This window comes from Nonomuraea candida (assembly GCF_000725485.1).
GTDB lineage: Bacteria > Actinomycetota > Actinomycetes > Streptosporangiales > Streptosporangiaceae > Nonomuraea > Nonomuraea candida.
The window spans coordinates 1-21,559 of record NZ_JOAG01000040.1; the positions used below are offsets into that span (position 1 = coordinate 1).

Genomic DNA, 21,559 nt, shown 5'->3' on the forward strand with positions numbered 1-21,559 from the left:
CAACCACACCGTGCAGACCAAGGCTCTGCACGCCTACCTGCGCTGGCGCAACGCCCACGCCCGTCACCCCGACGTCCTGGCCGCCCAACGCCGCGAACGCGCCCGCGTCCGAAGCGAGAAGGGTCTCCGCTGGGGCGGCCGGCCCCTCTCACCGGCCGCCTGAAATCCTCACCCAACCCGGTGATCGTTTCCGGTCACAGCACTAGCTGTCCGTCGAGTGGCCAGGACCACGATGGTCCAGCTCTGCGACCTGACGTGCCCCGATCGTCTGGTCCTGATGAGCGCCAAGGGCTGGTGCGATTGGAAGGACGAGGTTGCTCAAGGTCTCTTCACGCCGCTGTCTGATGGTGAGCAGGTCATCATCGAGATCCAGGACCGGCAGGTGAGCAAGGCCGTCCAGCGCGTCTACACCACCGCACTGGCGTTCGAGGTGTTCCAGAATGCCGCGCATATGGGCAGGTTCGACGGGCTCAGCCCTGTACCGGCCGGCCAGCCGCACGGGCCGTGGATCTGGGCCGGGGGGACCTTGGACGAGGAGCAGGCCAAGGCCCTGAACGGGGCTGCATGAGCTACCCCCGGTTCGGGCTCGGAGGGGACCCGGCCGGGGGTAACACGCCTGGAACCCTCCAGGAAGCGAGGCCCTCAGTGCTCCCGTCGAGAAGGCCATGACTCCTCCAGCCGTGGCCTTCGGCTGGGGGCCTCGTGCAGAGACAGCCCCGGCTGAGTTGCCCTTAACCGGAAGTCTCGACCGGTCCACGACGCCGCTCAGCCGGGGTGCAGTTCCCCAGCACCTTCCCGCTGGGGTTGGGAGTCCTGGTCGCCTGGCTCACACCACGTCCATTCCCGGCCAGGGCTCCCGGCACAGACGCGCGGTTGGTGGCTGACGAACCCCGTCACCAACCGTGCCGCCACCTCGGGTCGACCGACCCGAGGGGAGGAGTGTCCTCGGCACGATCTGCTTCAACCTGCTCGCGCGCGAATGGGGCTTCGGCGCCTCGATGCAGGCCACGGTCTGGGTCGAGGTGGGGCTGCTGGCGCTGACGTTCGCGCTGACGTACCTGCTGCCCCGCCACGCCCGCCGCCAGGAGCACGCCTGAGGCGCGGCTTGCGGGCCGATCGCGCCACGGCGTGTGCCCCCGCTCCTTGGGGGTGCGATCACCGGGCGAGGTGGCGCTCGGCCCACTGGCCGATGTCGCGGCGTTCGATCGCGGCGGCCATCAGGTCGGGGAAGGCGTCGGGGGTGCAGGCGAACGCGGGCACGCCCATCGCGGCCAGCGCGGCGGCGTTCTCGTGGTCGTAGAACGGCGCGCCCTCGTCCGACAGCGCCAGCAGCACGATCACCTGCACGCCGGCCTGCGTCATCGCCGCCACCCTGCGCAGCATCTCCTGCCTGACCCCGCCCTCGTACAGGTCGCTGATCAGGATGAAGATCGAGTCGGTGGGGCGGGTGATCAGGCCCTGGGAGTAGGCGATGGCCCGGTTGATGTCGGTGCCGCCGCCGAGCTGGGTGCCGAACAGCAGCTCCACCGGGTCGTGCAGCCGGTCGGTGAGGTCCACCACCGCCGTGTCGAACACCACCAGCGACGTCTTCAGCGACCGCATCGAGGCCAGCACCGCCCCGAACACGCTCGAATACACCACCGACGCCGCCATCGACCCGCTCTGGTCGATGCACAGCACCACCTCGCGCTGCACCGACCGCTGCCTGCGGGCGTAGCCGATCAGGCGGGAGGGGACGACCGTGTTCCGCTCCGGCAGGTAGTTCTTGAGGTTCGCGCTGATCGTCCGGTCCCAGTCGATGTCGGCCACCCGCTTGGGGCGGTGGGTCCTGGCCGAGCGGTCGAGCGCCCCGCTCACCGCCGCCCTGGTCTTCTGCGCCAGCCTGCGCTCCAGCTCCTCCACCACCTTGCGCACCAGCGCCCTGGCCGACTCGCGGGCCTGGTCGGGCATGACCTTGTTGAGCGCGAGCAGGGTGCCGACCAGGTGCACGTCGGGCTCGACGGCCTCGAGCATCTCGGGTTCGAGGAGGAGACGGGTGAGGTTCAGCTTCTCGATCGCGTCCTTCTGCATGACCTGGACGACGGTGGAGGGGAAGTAGGCGCGGATGTCGCCCAGCCAGCGGGCCACCCTCGGCGCCGACGCGCCCAGCCCGCCCTCCCTGCCGCCCCGGCTCCCGTCGCCGCCTCCGCCGCCGACTCCGCCCTGGTCGTAGACGGCGGCCAGGGCGGCGTCCATCTGCGCGTCCGTACCGTCCAGGCCGCAGCCGGTGCCGTCGGCGGCCCCGCCACCGAGCACCAGCCGCCACCGCCGCAACCGCTCGTCCGCCGCGCTCATCACCACACCCGCTCGTCCGTCGCCGTCATCACGCGCGCGCTCTCCCGCCGTGCTCATCCGCCGGTTCTTCCGATGATCGACAGGACTGTCGCGACGGCCGCCGCGGCGCGGCGCTCGTCCACGTCCTGCTCCCGTGTCCCTTCGTCGCGGCCGGCCGAGCGCAGGCGCTCGCCGATGGCCCTGCGCTCGGGTGCGGCGAAGCCGCCGAACGTACGGCGCAGCAGCGGCAGCACGTCCACGAACTGCTCGCCGGACAGCCCCGTCAGCCAGCCGTCCACCAGGCCCAGCAGGCGCGGGTCGTGCACCAGCAGCAGCCCCCCGCCGGACAGGAACCCCTCGACCCACGCCGCCGCCCTGGCCGGGGCCTGCCCCCGGGACATGGCCCTGGACATGCGGTCACCCGCGTCGTCCAGCTCGCCGGAGTCCAGCAGGATCCGGGTGAGGCGGCCCTCGATCAGCCCGTGCAGGTCCTGCCGGTCGCTGATGCCGCGCAATGCGGCCATCCACCGCGCCCTCGGCGCCGCCCCATCACCGGCGGCCGGTTCTCCGCCGGCCGGGGTCGGTTCGGGGGCGTCGGCGGCCGGTTCTCCGTCGGACCCGGCCGGTCCGGGGGCGTCGGTGTGCGGTGGTGGGGCGTCGGTGAGGAGGGCGACGGCCGAGTGGACCGCGTCCACGTGCTTGAGCAGGTCCGCCGCCGCGTCGTCGTCGAGGCCGGTCACCGCGACCGGCAGCCCGACGCAGATCCGCTCCAGCATCGAGCGCACGATCACGGCCAGCCCGTCGGCCGAGGTGCCACGCACGTCGCCGTAGCGGTGGGCCCGGACCATCGCGGGCAGCGCCGCCATCAGGTGGGTGACGTCGGTGTCCAGCGCCGCCTTGGCCGACAGGGCCGCCAGCACCTCGGGCAGCGCCTCCGGCAGGTCGGCGAGCAGGCACTGCTCCACGAGCGCCGTCAGATCGGCCAGCGTCACCGTGCCCGCCCCCGCCGCACCGGGCGGCGCGGGAACACTCGCCGGACCGGGCGCGGGAGCGCCCGGTAGGCCCGGCGTCAGCGACGACGCGCCCGCCAGGTCTCTGGCGCGTTGTGTCGCGGCGGTGGCCACGGTGGTGCCCAGGGCGGCGTGCTCGATGAGCGCGAGGTCGTGCTCGGGCCGCCACTGCAGCGTCCACGCCTCCCTGAACGTCCCCTTGCCGCGCGCCTGCCCCGGCGTGCCCCAGCCCACCCCGAGCAGCCGCAGCCGGTGCAGCAGGTGGCTGCGGTCGAGGTCGAGGGGTTTGCGCAGGTCGAGGTCGATCTCCCGGTCGAGCGCCTCGGGCTTGAGCTTCAGCCGCCGCTGCTGCTCGCGCAGGTCCCGCTGGAGCGGCACCATCGGGGTGCCGTCGGAGACGTGGCCGAGCCGGTCGCCGACGACCATGCGCCGCCGGATCAGCTCCACGGCCAGGTCGTCGCCCTCGCACAGCACGGCCCTGGCCGCCTCGGTGACCTCGCCCAGCCCGGCCAGCGGCCGTCCGCGCAGGGCCGCCAGGCTGTCCGCGAGGCGTACGGACTCGATGACGTGCGCGGACGACACCGCCAGCCCCTCGTCGCGCAGCACCCCGGCCGCCTCGGCCAGCCAGCGCTCCACCGGCCGGTCGGGCGCCTCGAACAGGTGGTGGTACCAGCCGGGCGAGGTGATCCCCGCGCCGTACCCGCTCCAGGAGGCCAGCCGCCCGTACGTCCACGGCACCCACGTCAGCTCGGCCTTCACCTTCGGCAGGCCGCGCAGGACGGCGTTGTCCGCCGCGGCGGGCGGCAGCGGCCCGGCCAGCGCGGGCACGTGCCAGGCGCCGCAGACCACCGCGATCCGCCCGTGCCCCTGCTTGAGCGCCGCGCGGAGGGTCTTGCGCATGTACGCCTCGCGCCTGGCCTCCCGGCCGTCCGGCACGTATCCCTCGCGTACGGCGGCCATCGCCTCGGCGATCACCTCGAACGGCGTGTCGCCCCGGTGCTCGACGACGTCCTCCCACCAGCGCTCCGGATCGTCGTAGCCGGCCGCGGCGGCCAGTGACCCGATCGGATCGACCGGCACGACCGAACTCTCCCCTCCGCCCGGGGAACCTTCGCTCCCGCCGTCCCGGGGGCCGGGGGCACCGTCCCCGGGGTCGGGGGAGCCGTCCCGAATGTCCCGGGGGTCGTCGGTGGCCAGGGAGTGGGCGGCGGGCAGGTCGCAGAAGCGGACCGGGATGCCGGCGGACGTGCCGTACAGGATGGCCTGCCACTCCGGCGAGAACGCGGCGAACGGCCAGAACGCGGCACGGGCCGGGGCTCCCGGCACGTGGGCGAGCAGCGCGACCGGCGGCTCCAGGCCGGGCGCGAGCGTCACGAGGGCGTCGGCCTCCGGCGGGCCCTCGATGAGGATCGCGTCGGGACGCAGCCGTTCGAGCTCCCGCCGCACCGCCCGCGCGGACCCGGGCCCGTGGTGCCGCACGCCCAGCACGAAGACACCGCCGGAGCTTCCGCTCGAAGCCGGGACAGCACCGATGGCCGGGACAGCACCGATGGCCGGGACAGCACCGGTGGCCGGGACAGCGCTCATGACGCCTCGCGGCAGGCGCGGTAGAAGTCGCGCCAGTCGGCGCGCTCGCGGACCACGGTCTCCAGGTATTCGCGCCACACCACCCGGTCCGACACCGGCTCCTGCACCACCGCGCCGACGATCCCGGCGGCCACGTCGGACGGGCGCAGCACCCCGTCACCGAAGTGGGCGGCCAGGGCGATGCCGCTGGTCAGGACCGAGATGGCCTCGGCCGTGGACAGGGTGCCGCTGGGCGACTTGACCTTCGTGCGGCCGTCCTCGGTGACGCCCGCGCGCAGCTCCCTGAACACCGTCACCACCCGCCGGATCTCCGCCATCCCCGTGGTCGTCTCCGGCAGCTCCAGGGAGCGGCCGAGCTGGGCGACGCGGCGGGCGACGATGTCGACCTCTTCCTCGGCCGTCGCCGGGACCGGCAGCACGACGGTGTTGAAGCGGCGGCGCAGCGCGCTGGACAGCTCGTTGACGCCCCGGTCGCGGTCGTTGGCCGTGGCGATCACGTTGAAGCCGCGCTGGGCCTGGACCTCCCGGTTGAGCTCGGGGATCGGCAGCGTCTTCTCCGACAGCACGGTGATCAGGGCGTCCTGCACGTCGGACGGCATGCGCGTCAGCTCCTCGACCCTGGCCACCCGGCCCTCGGCCATCGCGCGCATCACCGGAGAGGGGGTCAGCGCCTCCATCGACGGGCCCTCGGCCAGCAGCCTGGCGTAGTTCCAGCCGTACCGGACGGCCTCCTCGGCGGTGCCGGCCGTGCCCTGCACCAGCAGCGTCGAGTCGCCGCTGATCGCCGCCGCCAGGTGCTCCGACAACCACGTCTTGGCCGTGCCGGGCACGCCGAGCAGGAGCAGCGCGCGGTCGGTCGCCAGCGTCGCCACCGCCACCTCGACGATCCGGCGCGCGCCCACGTATTTGGGCGTGATGCGGTCGCCGTCGCCCAGGATGTACGTGGTCACGGCCCACGGCGACAACTTCCAGCCCGGCGGCCTGGGCCGGTCGTCGTCCTTGGCCAGGACGGCCAGCTCCTCGGAGTACTGGTCTTCGGCATGCGGGCGCAGAACGGTCATGGGGAGAGCTCCTTGTACATGTCAGCACGGAACCGCAGCAGAGCGGCGACCTCTTGGACGGGCTCACACGGCGAGTGGTCCTCGGCCAGCTCCCACAGGGCCGGGTCGATGTGCTCGCCGGCGAGCTTGACCAGCTCGCCGAGGTTCCACGGCTGCGTGGTGTTCACCTTCACGATCTTGCCGAGCACGGCCGTGGCCAGGCCCTCGCGCCAGTGCGACGACACGCCGCCGAGCACCATGATCAACTGGCTGTCGAGGTCGTGCCGGCGTACGAACTGGGCGGCCAGCTCCTGCTGCTCCTCCGGCGGAAGGGCGCCGAGCAGGTCGGCGATCGGGTCCCAGCCGAACATCGCCCGCGCCCACTCGGGGGCGCGCTGCAGCACCGCGGCACGCACCCAGGCCGCCTTCACCTCCGCGTCCCATTCGGGGATCCTCATCGCGAGCAGCCGCCCCGGCGGGCGCTCCCAGACGGAGAGGGGGGCGCGCGCGATGATCTGCTGCAGCCACCAGGCGCGCTCGCCGATGCCCCGGGGCGGCTTGGGGCGCACGCCGTCGCGTTCCATCGCCTTGTCGCAGGCTTCGGGGGCCTCGACGGCGATGACGTCACCCGTGATCGTCACGCACGCGCGCACCCGCGCGGCCATGCGCCGGGACAGGCCGGAGCCCGGCAGGCGGGTGAGCAGGTTGGCCGCCGCCTGGCGCACCTCGCGGCGGCGGTCGTCGAGCGCCGCCTCCAGGAACGGTTCGTCCTCCATGCTCAGCCCGTCGGCCAGCACCTCGACGAACTCCGCCCGGTCGTCGGGCGTCTCGCGCTCCCACGTGCTCTCCAGCAGCCGCCTGGCCCGCGCGGGGTCGGCCGCCCTGAGCGCCCGCAGGTGGGCCCGCCGGTCGGCGGCGCCGCCCAGCTCCCATGTCTCGCCCGTGGGCTCCTCCAGGAGGTAGTCCCAGGCCGGGTTGAGCCCGGCCAGCCAGCGGCCGCGCTGCCCCGCCAGCACGCCGAGGTGCACGCGGATGGAGCGGTCGCGCCTGCCGCGCTCCAGCAGCTCGGGCAGCACGTACGCGGGCACCCGGCGGCCGGTCGCGGCGGCCGCGGCCAGCCATTCGGGGATCAGCCTCTCGTGCTCGCCGCCGAGCAGCCTGCCGAGCCGCTCGGCCGCCCGCCTTCCCACGGCCTCCCGCTCCTCCGCAGGCGCGCGTTCGCCCTCCGGGGCGGGCTCGGGCCGGTCGGTCTCGCGGACGCGCTGTCCCGCGCGGCGCCTGGCCACCTCGACCGCCGCCGCTTCGAGCAGATCGCCCCGGTACGGTCGCCGATCAGTGCCCACGAGCGCCGTCGAGGCCAGCTCTTCCCAGCCGGTCAAAGGATCACCGCCGTTCCGTCGTCGTCCCAGGTCAGCAGCGGGCGCAGACCGCGTGGGGTCCACTCGACGGCCACCGTGAGCGGGTGCCCGCCGGAGACGGCGAGCAGCCGCCAGGAGTCGTGCGCCCGGGGGTGCAGCGGCAGGCCGCCGATCGAGGTCCGCCCGGGAACCACGTCCTCGAGGACCAGCGGCCACGTCTCGGTCCACGGGTCCTCACCCAGCACCCTCGCCACCTCGTCCAGCGCCTCCGCGGGCGACATCCCCGGCGGCACGTCCGGCGGTGGACCGGTGGGTGGGGTGGCGGGCCGCGTGTCCGGGGAGGGCACGGGCGGGACGGGGCCGTGGCGGGTGGCGACCAGGGCGCGCAGGGGGGCGGCGCCCGGATAGTACGTGAGATCGGCGTCGATCGTGGTGCCCGTCACCAGGGAGGCGTCGAGCGCCTGGCCCTGGGGCGCGAACGACAGGATGAGGGCGGCTTTGCCGGTGCGGCGGCCCCGGAGCCAGACCCGGCGCGCCGTCAGCCGGTCCTGCGCCTCGTCGCGCCTGCCCAGCACGTCCCAGTGATCGCGCACCGGGGTGCCGGCCAGCACCTCTTCCCTGGTGACGGGGAACCCGACGCGGGTCAGCACGGTCTGCGCCAGCGGTCCGGGCAGCTCGGCGCGCCGCCGGTAGGCGATGGCGAGCAGGTTGATGAGCGCGTATTCCTCCAGCAGCCGCCCCGGCCAGCCCTCCTCGGCCCGCACCCGGGACAACCGCGCCACGATGCCCGCCACCCCGGGCGCCTGGGCGTCGATGAGCCGCTTGGCCAGACCGTCCCAGTCCTGCTCCGCCGCCCCCGCCAGGCCGTGCCGCACCTGGTCGGCCAGCCACCGCTCCAGCTCGGCCAGCCCGGCGGCGACCCGCCCATGACGCACGGACTCCGCCCCGCCCCCGATCCCGTCCCCTCTCCCCGGACCGCTCCCTTTCCCGACACCGCCCCCGCTACCGGCACCGGCCCGCGCCGGACCACCCGAACCCGCCGAATCCGCCGAATCCGCGCCAACGGCACCACGGCCACCAGCGCCTTCCACGCCACCACCGTCTGCGGCTCGGCGGCCTTCGGCACCACCATTAGCGCCCTCGGCGGTCTCGGCGGTCTCGGTGGCGGTGTTGGCGCGGGCGGCCTCGAGGCGGGCGGCGGACTTCGCGGCGCGTTCGGCCCGGCCCTCCAGCCACTCCGTCACCCACTGCGGCGCCGCCTCCAGGGCGGGGACCCCCTCGGCGGACCACAGGAGCAGCAGCCCGAGCGCGTGTTTGCACGGGAACTTCCTGCTCGGGCAGCTGCACCGGTAGGCGGGCTCGGTCAGGTCGACGGCGGCCAGGTAGGGCTTGGCCCCGCTGCCCTTGCACTCGCCATAGAGCACCATGCCCGTCGTGCCGCGCAGCGACCATTTCCCGGCCGCCGCCACCCCCTGGGCCGCCTTCTGGGACGACGCGTCAGGGGCGAGGGCCAGCACCTGATCGCGGCTCCACCGTTCGATCACCTGCCGCAGACTAGCCAGGCCGACCGACAATTCGCGCCCCGCGCGCGAGAGTCGGCGAACGGGCCGGCCGACAGACCGTCCCACCTGTCCGGCCCGCGCGGGAGATCCGGCGAACGGGCCAGTCGACAGATCGTCCCGCTTGTCCGGCTCGTGAGGGACAGCCGGCGAACGGGCTCGGCCGCAGGCCGACCCCCACTTGTCCTGAAACATCCTCATAAACTCGGCTAGGTGGAGCTACGGATCTATCCCGACGGCCCGTCCACCGAGGTGCCCGACGAGGCGGCGGCCCTGGCCAGCCCGCTCGACGGCCAGCTCGTCCTCGACGGCACCCGTTTCCTGCGCAGGGACGTCACCGGCGCGCCGGTCGCGTTCGTCGAACGCCCGCCCATCGCCGAGTCGCTCGACCTCCTCCCCCACCCCGAGGGCGGCTGGTTCAGGGAGACGTGGCGATCGCCGGTGACGTTCGCGCCGGACGGCTACCCGGGGCCGCGTGCCAGCGCGACCGCCATCTACTTCCTGCTGCACCCCGGCGAGGAGTCGGTGCCGCACGTGGTGAGGTCGGCGGAGCTCTGGTTGTGGCACCGTGGCGGCCCGCTCGACCTGACGATCGGGGACGAAACCGTCATCCTTGGCCAGGACGTGGAGCACGGTCAGGTGCCGCAGGCGGTCGTGCCGGGCGGGGTGTGGCAGTCGGCGCGCCCGGCGGGGGACGAAGCGGTGCTGGTGAGCTGCATCGTCTCGCCGGGCTTCGACTTCGCCGACTTCACCGCCTGAGCCTTCACCCCCGAGCCTTCACCGCCTGAGCCACGGCCTTCGGCGCGTGTCGGCGGTACGAGGTTTAGGGGGTGAGGGCGGGGCAGCGTCGCTGGTGCAGGAGGTATGCCATGAAAGCCAAGGAATGGACCGTGCGCGTCGCTCTCGCCGAGGCCGGCGACGACACCTCGGCGCAGGCGACGCTGACCACCGGGGACGGCCGGCGCGTGACCGGAAGCGGGCGGGCGCGCCGCAACCCCGCCGACCCGTCGGTGCCGGAGATCGGGGACGAGCTGGCCGTCTCGCGCGCGCTGGCGGACCTGGCGGAACGACTTGCCGTCATGACAAAGCACGACATTTCCGAATCAACCGCCGAATCCCCCACCACCAACCGCTCGTGGTAAATCTTATTATACCATAAAACCCGAAATTCCGCATTTTCTCGAAAATAAGCGATAAATCGCTATATTGATGGCCATGGCCATCCCCGATGCGAAATTCATCACCTCCGGGAAATTGCGTCTGTGGGCCGAGCGCTTCGGCCACCCCGGGGACCCCGTGGCGCTGCTCGTCATGGGCACCTCCACCCCGGGCGCCGGCTGGCCGGACGCGTTCGTCGAGACCCTCGTGGCCGGCGGCAGGCAGGTGATCCGCTTCGACCACCGCGACACCGGCAGGTCGGACCACGTCGACTTCACCGCCGACCCGTACACCCTGGCCGACCTGGCCGGCGACGCCCTGGCCGTGCTGGACGCGTACGGAGTCGAAGCCGCCCACGTCGTGGGCGTCTCGCTCGGCGGCGCGGTCGCGCAGTGGCTGGCCGTGCACCGCCCTGGGCGGGTGGCGACCCTGACCGTGATCATGTCGAGCCCGATGGGCGCCGAGGCGGGCCCCGTCTGGGAGCGCGCCCTGTCGGGGCGGGAGCCGGACCCGGCCGACCTGCCCCCGCCCGCGCCCCGCTTCCTGGAGCACCTCATGCGGGCGGCGGCCCTGCCGCGCACCACTCGTGAGCAGCACCTCGCGGCGGGGCTGGAGACCTGGCGGGTGCTGAGCGGCGAGGCGCTGCCGTTCGACGAGGAGGCGGCGCGGCGGCTGGTCGAGGAGTCCTACGACCGCGCGGCCGACCCGGGCGCGGCGCTCAACCACGACCTGGCCGGGCGGATCATGACCGAGGACCGGCGCGCGGCGCTGTCCTCGGTCAAGGCCGCCACGCTGGTCGTGCACGGCACGGAGGACCCCCTGCTCCCGCTGCCGCACGGCGCGGCGGTGGCCGCCGCGATCCCGCACGCCCGGCTGGAGGCGGTCGCGGGCATGGGCCACTCGTTCCTGTCGCCGGGACTGCCGCGCCGGATCGCCGAGCTCGTCCTCCGCCACACGGGCGCCTGAGCGAGGGGGCCCACATGCGATATACGGCTAAAGTGGCGATGATATTGCCCGGTTCTCCCTGAGAAAGGCATTCATGGGCAGGATGCACGCCGACGAGGCGGAGATCGACGTCCCGCTCGTCCGCCGGCTGGTGGCCGCGCAGTTCCCGCAGTGGGCGGAGCTGCCCGTCGAGCCGTTCCCCTCCTCGGGGACGATGAACGCGGTCTACCGGCTCGGCGACCACCTCTCCGTACGCCTGCCGCGCCTGCCCGGCGGCGTCGCCGACATCGCCAAGGAGCAGCGCTGGCTGCCGAGGCTGGCCCCGCTGCTGCCCGTCGCCGTCCCGGAGGTGCTCGACGCGGGCGCCCCGTCGGCGGACTTCCCCTGGCCGTGGTCGGTCAGCCGGTGGATCGCCGGCGCCAACCCGAAGGAGGGCGGGCTGACGGAGCCGGAGGCGCTGGCCGGGGACCTGGCGGAGTTCGTGGGGGCGATGCGGCGGATCGGCCTGCCGGACGGGCCGGCGGCGTACCGGGCGGGGCCCCTGGCTGAGTCGGACGCGGCGACCAGGGAGGCGATCGGGCGGCTCGGCGGGCTGATCGACCAGGCCGCCGCGACCGCCGTGTGGGAGGCGGCGGTGCGCGCGCCCCGGTGGGCGGGGCCGCCCGTGTGGGTGCACTCCGACCTGATGCCGGGCAACCTGCTGGTCACGGAGGGGCGGCTGGCGGGGGTGATCGACTTCGCCACCATGGGGCTCGGCGACCCGGCCTCCGACCTGATCCCCGCCTGGAACCTGCTCACGCCCGCCGCCCGCGAGGTCTTCCGCGCCGCGCTCGGCGCCGACGACGCGACATGGGTGCGCGGGCGCGGGCGGGCGCTGTCGATGGCGCTGATCCAGCTCCCCTACTACCTGCGCACCAACCCGGCGATCGCGGCCAATGCCAGACACGTCATCGACGCGGTGCTGGCCGACGCCGGGACGGCCGACGCCAGGACTGCCGGTGCGGGAACGGCCGGCGCGGAGCCTGCCGGCGCGATCAGCGGGGAACCCCTGGGGTAACGTCCACTCCGTCGCGCCGTCGCGCCGTCGCGTAAGGAGAGACGCATGATCCGCAAGGCCGTGATCCCCGTGGCCGGGCTGGGCACCCGGCTGCTGCCGCTGACGAAGGCGCTGCCGAAGGAGATGCTCCCCATCGGCGACAAGCCGGTCATCGAGCACACCATCCGCGAGCTGGTCGACTCCGGCATCGACGAGATCACGATCGTGACCTCGGCCCGCAAGGACCTGGTGCAGCGGCACTTCGCGCCGGACGGCGACCTGGAGCGGGAGCTGCGCGCCACCGGCAAGGACGGGCTGGCCGACGCGGTGGCCGAGCTGTCGTCGCTGGCCCACATCACGTACCTGTACCAGAACGGCCCGTACGGCAACGGCACCCCCGTGCTCAACGCCGCCCGCGTCATCGGCGACGAGCCGTTCATGGTGTTGTGGGCCGACGACGTGTTCGTGGCCGAGGTGCCCCGGGCGCAGCAGCTCAAGTCCGCCTACGAGGCGACGCGGGCGCCGGTGCTGGCCCTGATGCCGATGGAGGTCGAGGACGCGGCCCGCTACGGCGTGCCGATCGTCGAGGAGGACCTCGGCGGGGGGCGCCTGCGCATCTCGGGCCTGGTGGAGAAGCCGCGCCCGGAGGAGGCCCCCTCCCGGTACGCCGCCATCGGCGGCTACGTCGTCACCCCGGGCGTCGTGACCGAGCTGGAGGCCGCCACGCGGCGCTGGCACGACGACCCGGCGGGCGAGATCTACCTGACCGACGCGCTGCACCGCCACGCCACGGGCAACCCGGTGTACGGGCAGGTCATCGACGGCACCTGGTATGACACGGGATCGCCGCTGAACTACCTGAAGGCCCAGTTCGCGGCGGTGCTCGCCCATCCGGCCTATGGCCCGGAGCTGCGCAAACTGGCCCTGGAAGGCTAGCGTCTACCGGAGAACTTACGAGGAGGACCCCGGTGAGCCGACAAATCGTTTCCATCGTGGGCGGCAAGGACGCCGCCGCGGCGAGCACGTACGACTCGATCAACCCCGCCCGCACGGGCGAGGTCGTGGCGCGGGTCGGCCTGGCGGACGCGGAGACGTTCGCCGCCGCCTGCCGCACCGCCAGGGAGGCGCAGCGCGAGTGGGCCAAGGTGCCGGCGCCGGTGCGCGGGCGGGTGATCGCCTCCATCGGGCGGCTGGTGGAGGCCAACACCGAGCGGCTGGCCCGGCTGGTCACCGAGGAGATCGGCAAGCCGTACGCCGAGGCGCTGGGCGAGGTCCGCGAGATCGTCGACACGTGCGACTTCTTCCTCGGCGAGGGCCGCAGGCTGTACGGCCAGACGGTCCCGTCGGAGATGCCGGACAAGAACCTGTTCACGTTCCGGAACCCGGTCGGCGTCGCCGCGGTCGTCACCGCGGGCAACTTCCCGGTGGCCGTGCCGTCGTGGTATCTGGTCCCGGCCCTGCTGTGCGGCAACGCCGTGGTCTGGAAACCCGCCGAGTACGCCGCCGCCTCCGCCCACGCCATGTTCCGGCTGTTCGCGGCGGCGGGCCTGCCCGACGGCGTGCTGAACATCGTCTTCGCCGACGGCGCGGAGACGTTCCGGGGCCTGGAGCAGGCCCTGGGCGAGGGCAGCGTGCACAAGGTCGGCTTCACCGGCTCCAGCGAGGTGGGCAGGAAGGTGGGCGAGCTGACCGGCCGCCACCTGCAGTCGGCCTGCCTGGAGCTGGGCGGCAAGAACCCGATGGTGATCATGCCGGACGCCGACCTCGACCTGGCCGTGGAGGGCGCGCTCTTCTCCGGCTTCGGCACCGCGGGCCAGCGCTGCACCAGCCTCGGCACGGTGATCGTGCACGAGAGCGTGCACGACGAGTTCGTGGCGCGCTTCGCGCGGGCGGTGGGCGCGGCCCGGATCGGCGACCCGGCGCAGGACGTGCTGGCCGGCCCGCTGCTCGACCGGAAGTTCGCCGACCGTTACGAGGAGTACCTCACCTGGATCCAGCCGCACCACCGGGTCGTGACGGGCCCGACCGGCCGGATCACCAAGGACAGCCCGCACGGCGGCTTCGACGGCGGCGACGGGCTCTACTACCACCCGGTCGTGGTGGACGGCGTGCGGCCCGGCGACCGGCTGTTCATGGAGGAGACGTTCGGCCCGATCGTGGGCGTGACGACGTTCTCGACCCTGGAGGAGGCCATCGACCTGGCCAACCTGCCCGGCTACGGCCTGTCGAGCTCCATCTACACCACCGACGCGCGGCACGCCTTCCGCTTCCGCGAGGGCGTCTCGGCCGGCATGGTCAGCGTCAACAACTCCACCTCCGGCGCCGAGGCGCACCTGCCGTTCGGCGGCAACGGCAAGTCGGGCAACGGCAGCCGCCAGTCGGGCATGTGGGTGCTCGACCAGTTTACCCGCTGGCAGGCGATGAACTGGGACCACTCCGGACGCCTGCAGAAGGCGCAGATGGACGTGGCGGAAATCACCCCCGATCTGGACTTCCGCCTGTCATGAGAGAAGGGGCCCCTCGCCGAGGGGCCCCCTTCTCACGGGGATCAGACCTGGCCGGCCTTCTCCAGCGCCGCGCAGCAGGTGTTCACCAGCAGGCGGGTGACCACGTACGGGTCGACGTTGGCGTTGGGGCGGCGGTCCTCGATGTAGCCCTTCTTGTCCACCTCGACCTGCCACGGGATGCGCACGGAGGCGCCGCGGTTGGAGACGCCGTAGGTGTACTTGTTCCACGGGGCGGTCTCGTGGTGGCCGGTCAGGCGCAGCTCGATGTCGGCGCCGTACTGGCTGACGTGCTCCATCGGCTTGTCACCCTCGCCGAGCGCCTCGCAGGCCGTGATGATCGCCTCGTAGCTCTCGCGCATGGCCTTGGTGGAGAAGTTGGTGTGCGCGCCGGCGCCGTTCCAGTCGCCGCGGGCGGGCTTGGGGTCGAGGGTGGCCTCGACGCCGTACTCCTCGGCGGTCCGGTAGAGCAGGTAGCGGGCGACCCACATGTGGTCGGCGACCTCGACGGGGCCCGCCGGGCCGATCTGGAACTCCCACTGGCCGGGCATGACCTCGGCGTTGATGCCGGAGATCTTCAGGCCGGCGGCGAGGCAGCGGTCGAGGTGGAGCTCGACGATCTCGCGGCCGAACACGGCCTCGGCGCCGACGCCGCAGTAGTAGTGGCCCTGCGGGGCGGGGAAGCCGCCCTCGGGGAAGCCGAGCGGGCGGCTGCCCTTGAAGAAGGTGTACTCCTGCTCGATGCCGAACCAGGACTCCTGGGCGGCGTACTGCTCGGCGATCGGGCGCAGCAGGGCGCGGGTGTTGCTGGCGTGCGGCTCCCCGTCGATCTCCTCGACCTCGCACAGCACGAGCTTGTTGTCGCCGCCGCGGATCGGGTCGGGGCAGACGAACACCGGGCGGAGCACGCGGTCCGACGAGTGTCCCTCGGCCTGGTTGGTGCTGGAACCGTCGAAGCCCCAGACCGGAGGCTCGGCGCCGTCGGCAAGGATCTTCGTCTTCGAGCGCATGAGAGCGGTGGGCTCGGTGCCGTCGATCCAGATGTACTCAGCCTTGTAGCTCACGGCGGTCCTTTCGGGGTTTTTCTCAGCCACGCCGAGTCTTACGGAGGGCCGTTTCCCGCTTTTTGCCCGAATGTGAACGCCGTGTTAATCCGGACGCCCGCCGGCCGCCGTGACCTCAGGGACGAACGTGGGCTTCCGGGGCGAACGCCGCCAGCTCCGGCACGGTCGCGCCGTCCAGGATCGAGCGGGCCAGCGCGTCCCCCGTGAAGGGCGCCATCGTCAGCCCCGCCGCCCCGAACCCCGTCACCACGTGCAGCCCGGCGACGCCCGGCAGCGCGCCCGCGACGGGCACGTTCGGCGAGGCCAGAGGGCGCAGCCCGACGCGGGTCTCGACGAGCGTCGCCTCGGCCAGCCCCGGCGCGATGCGCAGCGCGTCGGACAACACCTGCCACTGCCCGCGCGCGGTCACCCGCACGTCGAAGCCGCTGCCCGTCTCCCTGGTCGCCCCGACCGCCACCCGCGAGTCGTCGAAGGCCACCAGGTAGTGGTGCGACAGCGGGTCCACCGACGGCCAGCCGCTGGTGTCCACGCCGTCGAGCCGCAGGTGGGTGATCTGGCCGCGCTGCGGCTCGACCGCCAGCTTCAGCCCGTACGGCGCCAGCACCTCGTTCGCCCAGGCGCCCGAGGCCACCAGCACGTCGTCGCCCTCCAGCGTCTCGGCGCCCACCTCGACCAGGGGCGCCGCGTGCGGGCGCGGCGCCAGCACGGCCCGGCCGCGCACCCGCCGGGCGCCGTGGCGGGCCGCGCCCTGGAGCAGGGCGTCGCGCATGACGCGGCCGTCCACCAGGGCGCCGCCGGAGATGAACACGCCCTCCAGGCCGGGGGCGAGCACGGGCACCAGGGCGCGCACCTCATCATTGCCGATGCGCCGCACCTCCCCCACGGCGCCGCCGGCCGCGCCCGCGCGGGCCTCGACCCGGGCCTGCGCCTCGGCCAGCCTGGCGGGGTCCTCGTGGACGAGCAGCGCGCCGGTGCGCCGGTAGTCGGTGCGCGTCACGCCCGCCTCGCCCAGCAGCGCGACGGCCTCGGGGTAGTAGGCCGCGCCCGCCGCGTACAGGTCGTAGTACGGGCCCTCGGCGGTGGTGGCCCAGGGCGAGATGATGCCCGCGCCCGCCGCCGTGGCCTGCCCGTCCGCGCCGGAGTCCACGACCGTGACGGCCGCTCCCCTGCGGGCCAGCGCGAAGGCGGCGCTCGCGCCGGCGATGCCGCTGCCGATGACGATGACGCGGTGTGCTGCCAAGATCTTTCTCTCCCGTCTTTCCCGTGGTCCCCGGCTGCTCCCGGGATCCGCACTCCGCAGGCTATCCACGGCGCGCGGCGCGGCCCCCGGCGGGCTTGGGTGCCGCGAGACCGGGTACCACCTGCGACGACAGACACGCGACCGTGCCCGTCGCCGCCCTCCACGACGGCCCGCACACCTGGAGCCGCTGGATGGACGTGACCGCCGCTGTGTGGTGGCTGACGATTCTCGGGATCGTCGGGCTGCTGGTGTTCGACTTCGTCTTCCACGTCCGCAAGTCGCACGTCCCCACGCTGCGCGAGGCGTCGATCTGGTCGGCCCTGTACGTCGGCATCGCCCTGCTGTTCGGCGTCGGCGTCTGGGCGTTCGGCGGGGCCGACCCGGGAGCGGAGTATTTCGCCGGTTACGTCACCGAGAAGGCGCTGTCGGTCGACAACCTGTTCGTCTTCCTCGTCATCCTGGCCAGTTTCAAGGTGCCGCGCGCCGACCAGCAGAAGGCGCTGCTGTTCGGCATCGTCTTCTCGCTGATCGCCAGGAGCGGGTTCATCCTGGTCGGGGCGGCGCTGATCAACATGTTCGCGTGGGTCTTCTACCTCTTCGGGCTCATCCTGCTGCTCACGGCGGGCAACCTGATCAAGCCCGAGGGCGAGGAGAGCCACTCCCCCGACAACTTCATGGTCCGCGCGGCGCGCCGCCTGCTGCACACCAGCGACCGGTACGACGGCGACAAGCTCTTCACCGTCCAGGACGGCAAGCGCGTCATGACGCCGATGCTGCTTGTCATGATCGCCATCGGCGGCACGGACATCCTGTTCGCCCTGGACTCGATCCCGGCCATCTTCGGCCTCACCCAGAACGTCTACCTCGTCTTCACCGCCACCGCGTTCTCGCTGCTGGGCCTGCGGCAGCTCTACTTCCTCATCGACGGGCTGCTGGACCGGCTGATCTACCTCACCTACGGCCTGGCCGTCATCCTCGGCTTCATCGGGGTCAAGCTGATCCTGCACGCCCTGCACGAGAACAACGTGCCGTTCATCAACGACGGCGAGCCGGTGAAGGTGGCCGAGATCAGCACGGGGCTGTCCCTGTCGGTGATCATCGGGGTGCTGCTGGTGACGGTGGTGGCCTCGCTGGCCAGCATGAAGGGCCGGGTGCAGAACACGGTGTCCGCGGCACGCCGGTACGCGCAGGCGTACCTCGACGTCGAGCAGGACCCGGAGGTGCGCGAGGAGATCTACGGCAAGCTGCTCGCCGAGGAGGCGCGGCTCAGGATGTTCCCCGAGAAGCACCGGGCGGGGATCCGCGAGCAGGACAAGCTGATGGGCCTGCTGCGCCGCGCCCACGAGCAGCACGACCGCCACCCCTGACCTGCCGGACGGGCCGGGGGCAGGGGGTCAGGGGTGGCGCCGGAACGCCCCGGCCCGCCGGTCGTCCCGGCTACGGGCGGCGATCGGAGCCGCTGCCGCCGTAGCCGCTGCCGCTGCCGCTGCCGCTGCCGTTGCCGTTGCCGCCGTTGCCGCCGTTGCCGTTGCCGTAGCCGTAGCCGTCGTAGCCGAGCAGCCGCATCGCGGTGTCCGGGTCCATCGCCGCGGCCAGGAGCTGCGCCCTGGCGTGGGCCTGGTCACGCTCCCGCTCCGCCCTGACCCGTGCCGTACGGATGCCCTTGATCGCGACGTACGCCAGCCCCGTGCCCACGATCACCGCGACGACCAGCACGAACAGCAGGAGCAGCAGCCCCGGGGAGGCCACCCCCGGCGTGGCGGCCGTGGCGCCGCCGTCACGGTCGCCGGCCCCGCCGCCCGCCAGTGTGCCCGTCACGGCGAGCGCCGCGATGACGGACAGCGCCACGAGCCCGAGCAGGCTCGCCACGACCAGCCAGACCCTGTTCACGGCCCACCCGCGCGACGGCGGCGCGGCCGTGGACGTGGCCGTGGACGTGGCCGTGGACGTGGCCGTGGACGTGGCCGTGGACGTGGCCGTGGACGTGGCCGTGGACGTGGACCTGGACGTGGCCGTGGACGTGCCCACCACGACGGGCGCCGGCTCCGCCACGGGCCCGGCGGCCCGCGCGGGCGGGGCCGCGGCGGCCCACGGCACGAACTCCGGCCGCTCCCCCTGCTCGACCACCACCGGCCCTCGCACCGCCCCCCGCCCGGCCACCCCGGCCTGCCCCACCGGCTCCGACCGAACCGCACCGGAAGGCACAGCCGTGGGCGCGGAGCCGGGCGCGGGTGGGGAACCGGGCGCCGGTGCGGAGCCGGGCGCCGGTGCGGGGCCGAACGCGGGCGCGGCGCCAGGCGCCGGTGCAGAGCCGGGCGCGGGCGCGATGCTGGGCGCGCGTGGGGAAAGGAGGGCGGGGTGGGGGGTGTGGTAGGGCGGGTGGTGCTGGATGCGGGGCGCCGGGGGCGCGGAGTCGCCGGGCACTCTGCCGAAGGCCGCCGGCCGCCCGTGACCCGGCAGCTCACGCCCCATCCGCCCGTGCTCCCGGTGCGCCCTGACGGCGTCGCGGTGGTAGTCCTCCAGCTCCCGGTAGAAGGCGTCCGACGCGTAGACGGTCCCGTCCACGGACGGCCCCCGCTCCCGCCGCAGGACGGCGACCACGTCGTCCCCGTCGAGCGTCCGGTGCGTCTCCAGCGCGTGCGCCAGGCAGAGCACCTCTCTGCGCCGTGCCCGCAGCAGCTCCCCGGTCTTCTCCAGCAGCCGCGCGAGGGCCCCCTCGACATGCGCGGCGCGGCCCTCCAGGCGGCCCTCCGTGCGGCCCTCCATGCGGCCCTCACTGCGGCCGTCGGTGCCGCCGTCGGCGAGGTGCAGCTCCCGGAGGGCGGGCAGCGAGGCGAGGCCGGCCCCCATGCCCCAGCACGACTCCATCATCGCGCTCAGGCGGGTGGCGGAGTACAGGTCCCCGGAGACCCCGGAGGAGTGGTCGTCACCGTAGAACAGGCGCTCGCCGGCCAGCGAGGCGAGCGCGACCATGATGTCGGCCTCGTGCTCGCTCTTCCACCGGACGAACCGCTCCTCGGGCGGGATCGGGGCGACCATCCCGAGGTGGCCGGCGCCCTTCTCGATGGTGGCGACGTCGATCCCGAGGCCGGGACGGGTCGCGTACGCCACCACGGCGTGGCACGCCTCGTGCACGGCCACGGCGTGCCGTTCGCGCCCGGCGTACTCGACGTCCTCGGGCGGGTCGAAGCGCATGAGCCGCCGGGCGCGCAGCACGTCCGGCCAGGTGATGACCTCGCGCCCGTCGCGGGCGGCGGCGATGAGGGACTCGTTGACCAGGTCCTTCATGGTGGCGCCGGTCGCGTACGGGGTCAGCGTGGCGAGCCGGTCGAGCTGCTCGCGGGTCAGCTCGTGCCACACCCTGCCGAAGTAGCCCTGGTAGGTGCGCACCCGTCCGGCCTTCGACGGATGGCCGACCCGGTGGACGCGGTCGATGCGGCCCGGCCGCAGCAGCGCCTCGTCCACCGACTCGGGCCGGTCGGCGGTCATGATGACGAGGACGCGGTGGTCGGGCGGCGGTTTGGGCCGCATGCCGAGCAGCGGGCGTACGGAGCGGTTGACGAACCCGCGCGGCTTCCTCAGGCCGGCCAGCTCGGCGAGCAGCGCCCGCAGCGCGCCGGAGCCCCCGCCCGGCGGGTCCGCGACCGCGGGGAGGCTGCCGGGCTCCGGCTCGCCGGGACCGCCGCCCCTGAAGGCGAGCAGCCGGCGGGCGTCCTCCGAAAGGTACGTCATGCCGTGGCAGCCGGCCGCCCCGGTCACGCCCGGCCCCGGCGCGTCCCGGCGGGCGGGACGGCCGCGCCCGCCGAGCGCGCCGGCCTCCTCGAACAGGACGACCACGCCGCCGTGCCGGAGCCCGAGCCGGCGCACCCTCCTGAACAGGGACCTGACCCGCAGGGCGCCGGCGACCGGGCCCGCGAGCGCGGCCGAGTCGACCCACACGTACGGCTTGCCGCTCTCGCCGGCCACGGCCTCGGCGATGAGGGTCTTGCCGGTCCCCGGCGGTCCCCACAGGAGCAGGCCGCCGGGGACGTACCCGCCGCGCCGCTCGATCTCGCCGCGCCGCTCCACCAGGGCGAGGTGCTCGCGGATCCGCCCCACCACGTGGTCCTGCCCCCACACGTCCCGCAGCCTGGTGGCGAGGTCTCCGGGAAGGTACGTCTCCACGCCGCCCCTGGACAGGGACCAGGACAGCCAGGCGAGCGGGACGGCGACGAGCACGATCAGCACGATCGCGGCGGGCGGCAGCGCCTGCCAGAGCAGCACCACGGCCCGGGGCGGCGCGGTGAGCGGGCCGGTGTCCAGCACCGCCCCCAGCACCAGGACGATCAGCGCGACGAGGAGGGCGGCCTGCAGCGCCCGCGCGAGCCGGAACCGGCTCCAGTCGCCGAGGCGGCGGCGCGCCCACCGCTCGCACCCGCCGCAGATCCGCCCGCGCCACAGCCGGTCGTAGGCCGGCCAGTGCTCGGCGACCAGGACGTGCGCCTGCCGGACGGTCTCGGCGCCGAGCAGCCAGAAGATCCACTGATGGTCCCGCGCGATCCACCGCGCGGCCTCGGGGAAGGTGATGATGCCCTCGAAGTCGGCCATCGCCTTCCAGATCAGGACGAGGTAGGCGGCGACGAGCGCGGCGAGCAGCCGGCTCCGCTCCCGGAACCGCAGCCTCCTCCTGTGCGCGGGGTCCCGGCCTGCGGGCCCGCTGCCGGGGGCGCGCAGCCCTCCCTGGTACGTGGTCATGGTCAATGGCG

17 protein-coding genes and 1 pseudogene are annotated in these 21,559 nt (G+C 73.7%); 10 read left to right on the forward strand and 8 right to left on the reverse strand.

Annotated features, from left to right (window positions below):
* The 3 genes and pseudogenes from IO39_RS59485 to IO39_RS32555 form a co-directional block, all read left to right on the forward strand.
* Positions 1–163, forward strand: a pseudogene (locus IO39_RS59485) (IS630 family transposase); the annotation flags it as partial.
* Positions 164–232: 69 nt separating this feature from the next.
* Positions 233–568, forward strand: a complete 336-nt coding sequence (locus tag IO39_RS32550) for a hypothetical protein (RefSeq protein WP_157549183.1) — start codon at positions 233–235, stop codon at positions 566–568.
* A 334-nt stretch (positions 569–902) separates the two neighbouring features.
* Positions 903–1,097 (forward strand): hypothetical protein, encoded by a 195-nt coding sequence (locus IO39_RS32555; protein ID WP_043631140.1) that lies wholly within the window; start codon positions 903–905, stop codon positions 1,095–1,097.
* A gap of 58 nt (positions 1,098–1,155) precedes the next feature.
* Here IO39_RS32555 and IO39_RS32560 read toward each other — a convergent pair whose 3' ends face one another.
* From IO39_RS32560 to IO39_RS58145, 5 genes are all read right to left on the reverse strand, one after another.
* Positions 1,156–2,334, reverse strand: coding sequence for a VWA domain-containing protein (locus IO39_RS32560; protein ID WP_043631334.1), 1,179 nt, complete (start codon positions 2,332–2,334; stop codon positions 1,156–1,158).
* Positions 2,335–2,387: 53 nt separating this feature from the next.
* Complete coding sequence (locus IO39_RS32565) at positions 2,388–4,811, reverse strand: DUF5682 family protein (protein WP_043631143.1); 2,424 nt, start codon at positions 4,809–4,811, stop codon at positions 2,388–2,390.
* A gap of 95 nt (positions 4,812–4,906) precedes the next feature.
* On the reverse strand, positions 4,907–5,971 hold the full coding sequence (locus IO39_RS32570; protein ID WP_043631146.1) for an AAA family ATPase: 1,065 nt from the start codon (positions 5,969–5,971) through the stop codon (positions 4,907–4,909).
* Positions 5,968–7,329 (reverse strand): DUF5691 domain-containing protein, encoded by a 1,362-nt coding sequence (locus IO39_RS32575; RefSeq protein ID WP_043631149.1) that lies wholly within the window; start codon positions 7,327–7,329, stop codon positions 5,968–5,970. Before IO39_RS32575 ends, IO39_RS32570 begins: the two co-directional genes overlap by 4 nt.
* On the reverse strand, positions 7,326–8,852 hold the full coding sequence (locus IO39_RS58145; protein WP_043631152.1) for an SWIM zinc finger family protein: 1,527 nt from the start codon (positions 8,850–8,852) through the stop codon (positions 7,326–7,328). The genes IO39_RS32575 and IO39_RS58145 overlap by 4 nt, the downstream gene beginning before the upstream one ends.
* Before the next feature lie 228 nt (positions 8,853–9,080).
* Here IO39_RS58145 and IO39_RS32585 point away from each other — a divergent pair, with 228 nt between their 5' ends.
* From IO39_RS32585 to IO39_RS32610, 6 genes are all read left to right on the forward strand, one after another.
* The gene (locus IO39_RS32585; RefSeq protein ID WP_211267251.1) at positions 9,081–9,626 is read left to right on the forward strand and encodes a cupin domain-containing protein; all 546 of its coding nucleotides are present in this window, start codon (positions 9,081–9,083) and stop codon (positions 9,624–9,626) included.
* A 110-nt stretch (positions 9,627–9,736) separates the two neighbouring features.
* Positions 9,737–10,009, forward strand: a complete 273-nt coding sequence (locus IO39_RS32590) for a DUF1876 domain-containing protein (RefSeq protein ID WP_043631155.1) — start codon at positions 9,737–9,739, stop codon at positions 10,007–10,009.
* Between the two features lie 73 nt (positions 10,010–10,082).
* On the forward strand, positions 10,083–10,991 hold the full coding sequence (locus tag IO39_RS32595; protein ID WP_043631159.1) for an alpha/beta fold hydrolase: 909 nt from the start codon (positions 10,083–10,085) through the stop codon (positions 10,989–10,991).
* Between the two features lie 73 nt (positions 10,992–11,064).
* Complete coding sequence (locus IO39_RS32600; protein ID WP_211267252.1) at positions 11,065–12,027, forward strand: aminoglycoside phosphotransferase family protein; 963 nt, start codon at positions 11,065–11,067, stop codon at positions 12,025–12,027.
* A gap of 45 nt (positions 12,028–12,072) precedes the next feature.
* On the forward strand, positions 12,073–12,942 hold the full coding sequence (locus tag IO39_RS32605; protein WP_043631161.1) for a UTP--glucose-1-phosphate uridylyltransferase: 870 nt from the start codon (positions 12,073–12,075) through the stop codon (positions 12,940–12,942).
* Between the two features lie 32 nt (positions 12,943–12,974).
* Complete coding sequence (locus IO39_RS32610) at positions 12,975–14,513, forward strand: aldehyde dehydrogenase family protein (RefSeq protein WP_043631164.1); 1,539 nt, start codon at positions 12,975–12,977, stop codon at positions 14,511–14,513.
* Between the two features lie 41 nt (positions 14,514–14,554).
* On the opposite strand, the gene glnII is transcribed toward IO39_RS32610, so the two are convergent.
* Both glnII and IO39_RS32620 read right to left on the reverse strand, forming a co-directional pair.
* Positions 14,555–15,574 carry a glutamine synthetase gene (glnII, locus tag IO39_RS32615; RefSeq protein WP_043631167.1) on the reverse strand — a complete coding sequence of 340 codons (1,020 nt, stop codon included), beginning with the start codon at positions 15,572–15,574 and terminating at the stop codon, positions 14,555–14,557.
* A 115-nt stretch (positions 15,575–15,689) separates the two neighbouring features.
* Positions 15,690–16,814, reverse strand: coding sequence for an NAD(P)/FAD-dependent oxidoreductase (locus tag IO39_RS32620; protein ID WP_043631170.1), 1,125 nt, complete (start codon positions 16,812–16,814; stop codon positions 15,690–15,692).
* Positions 16,815–16,957: 143 nt separating this feature from the next.
* Here IO39_RS32620 and IO39_RS32625 point away from each other — a divergent pair, with 143 nt between their 5' ends.
* Positions 16,958–18,181, forward strand: a complete 1,224-nt coding sequence (locus IO39_RS32625; protein ID WP_245642434.1) for a TerC family protein — start codon at positions 16,958–16,960, stop codon at positions 18,179–18,181.
* A gap of 70 nt (positions 18,182–18,251) precedes the next feature.
* Here the strand turns inward: IO39_RS32625 and IO39_RS32630 are convergent, their stop codons facing one another.
* Positions 18,252–21,548, reverse strand: coding sequence for an AAA family ATPase (locus tag IO39_RS32630; RefSeq protein ID WP_063765382.1), 3,297 nt, complete (start codon positions 21,546–21,548; stop codon positions 18,252–18,254).
* Positions 21,549–21,559 lie beyond the last annotated feature (11 nt).

What these genes read in the sequence shown, in the direction of transcription:
- IO39_RS32550 (WP_157549183.1), top strand. Translation starts at nt 233, where the DNA reads ATGGTCCAGCTCTGCGACCTGACGTGCCCCGATCGTCTGGTCCTGATG.
- IO39_RS32560 (WP_043631334.1), bottom strand. Translation starts at nt 2,334, where the DNA reads ATGAGCGCGGCGGACGAGCGGTTGCGGCGGTGGCGGCTGGTGCTCGGT.
- IO39_RS32595 (WP_043631159.1), top strand. Translation starts at nt 10,083, where the DNA reads ATGGCCATCCCCGATGCGAAATTCATCACCTCCGGGAAATTGCGTCTG.
- IO39_RS32605 (WP_043631161.1), top strand. Translation starts at nt 12,073, where the DNA reads ATGATCCGCAAGGCCGTGATCCCCGTGGCCGGGCTGGGCACCCGGCTG.
- IO39_RS32600 (WP_211267252.1), top strand. Translation starts at nt 11,065, where the DNA reads ATGGGCAGGATGCACGCCGACGAGGCGGAGATCGACGTCCCGCTCGTC.
- IO39_RS32590 (WP_043631155.1), top strand. Translation starts at nt 9,737, where the DNA reads ATGAAAGCCAAGGAATGGACCGTGCGCGTCGCTCTCGCCGAGGCCGGC.
- IO39_RS32630 (WP_063765382.1), bottom strand. Translation starts at nt 21,548, where the DNA reads ATGACCACGTACCAGGGAGGGCTGCGCGCCCCCGGCAGCGGGCCCGCA.
- IO39_RS32570 (WP_043631146.1), bottom strand. Translation starts at nt 5,971, where the DNA reads ATGACCGTTCTGCGCCCGCATGCCGAAGACCAGTACTCCGAGGAGCTG.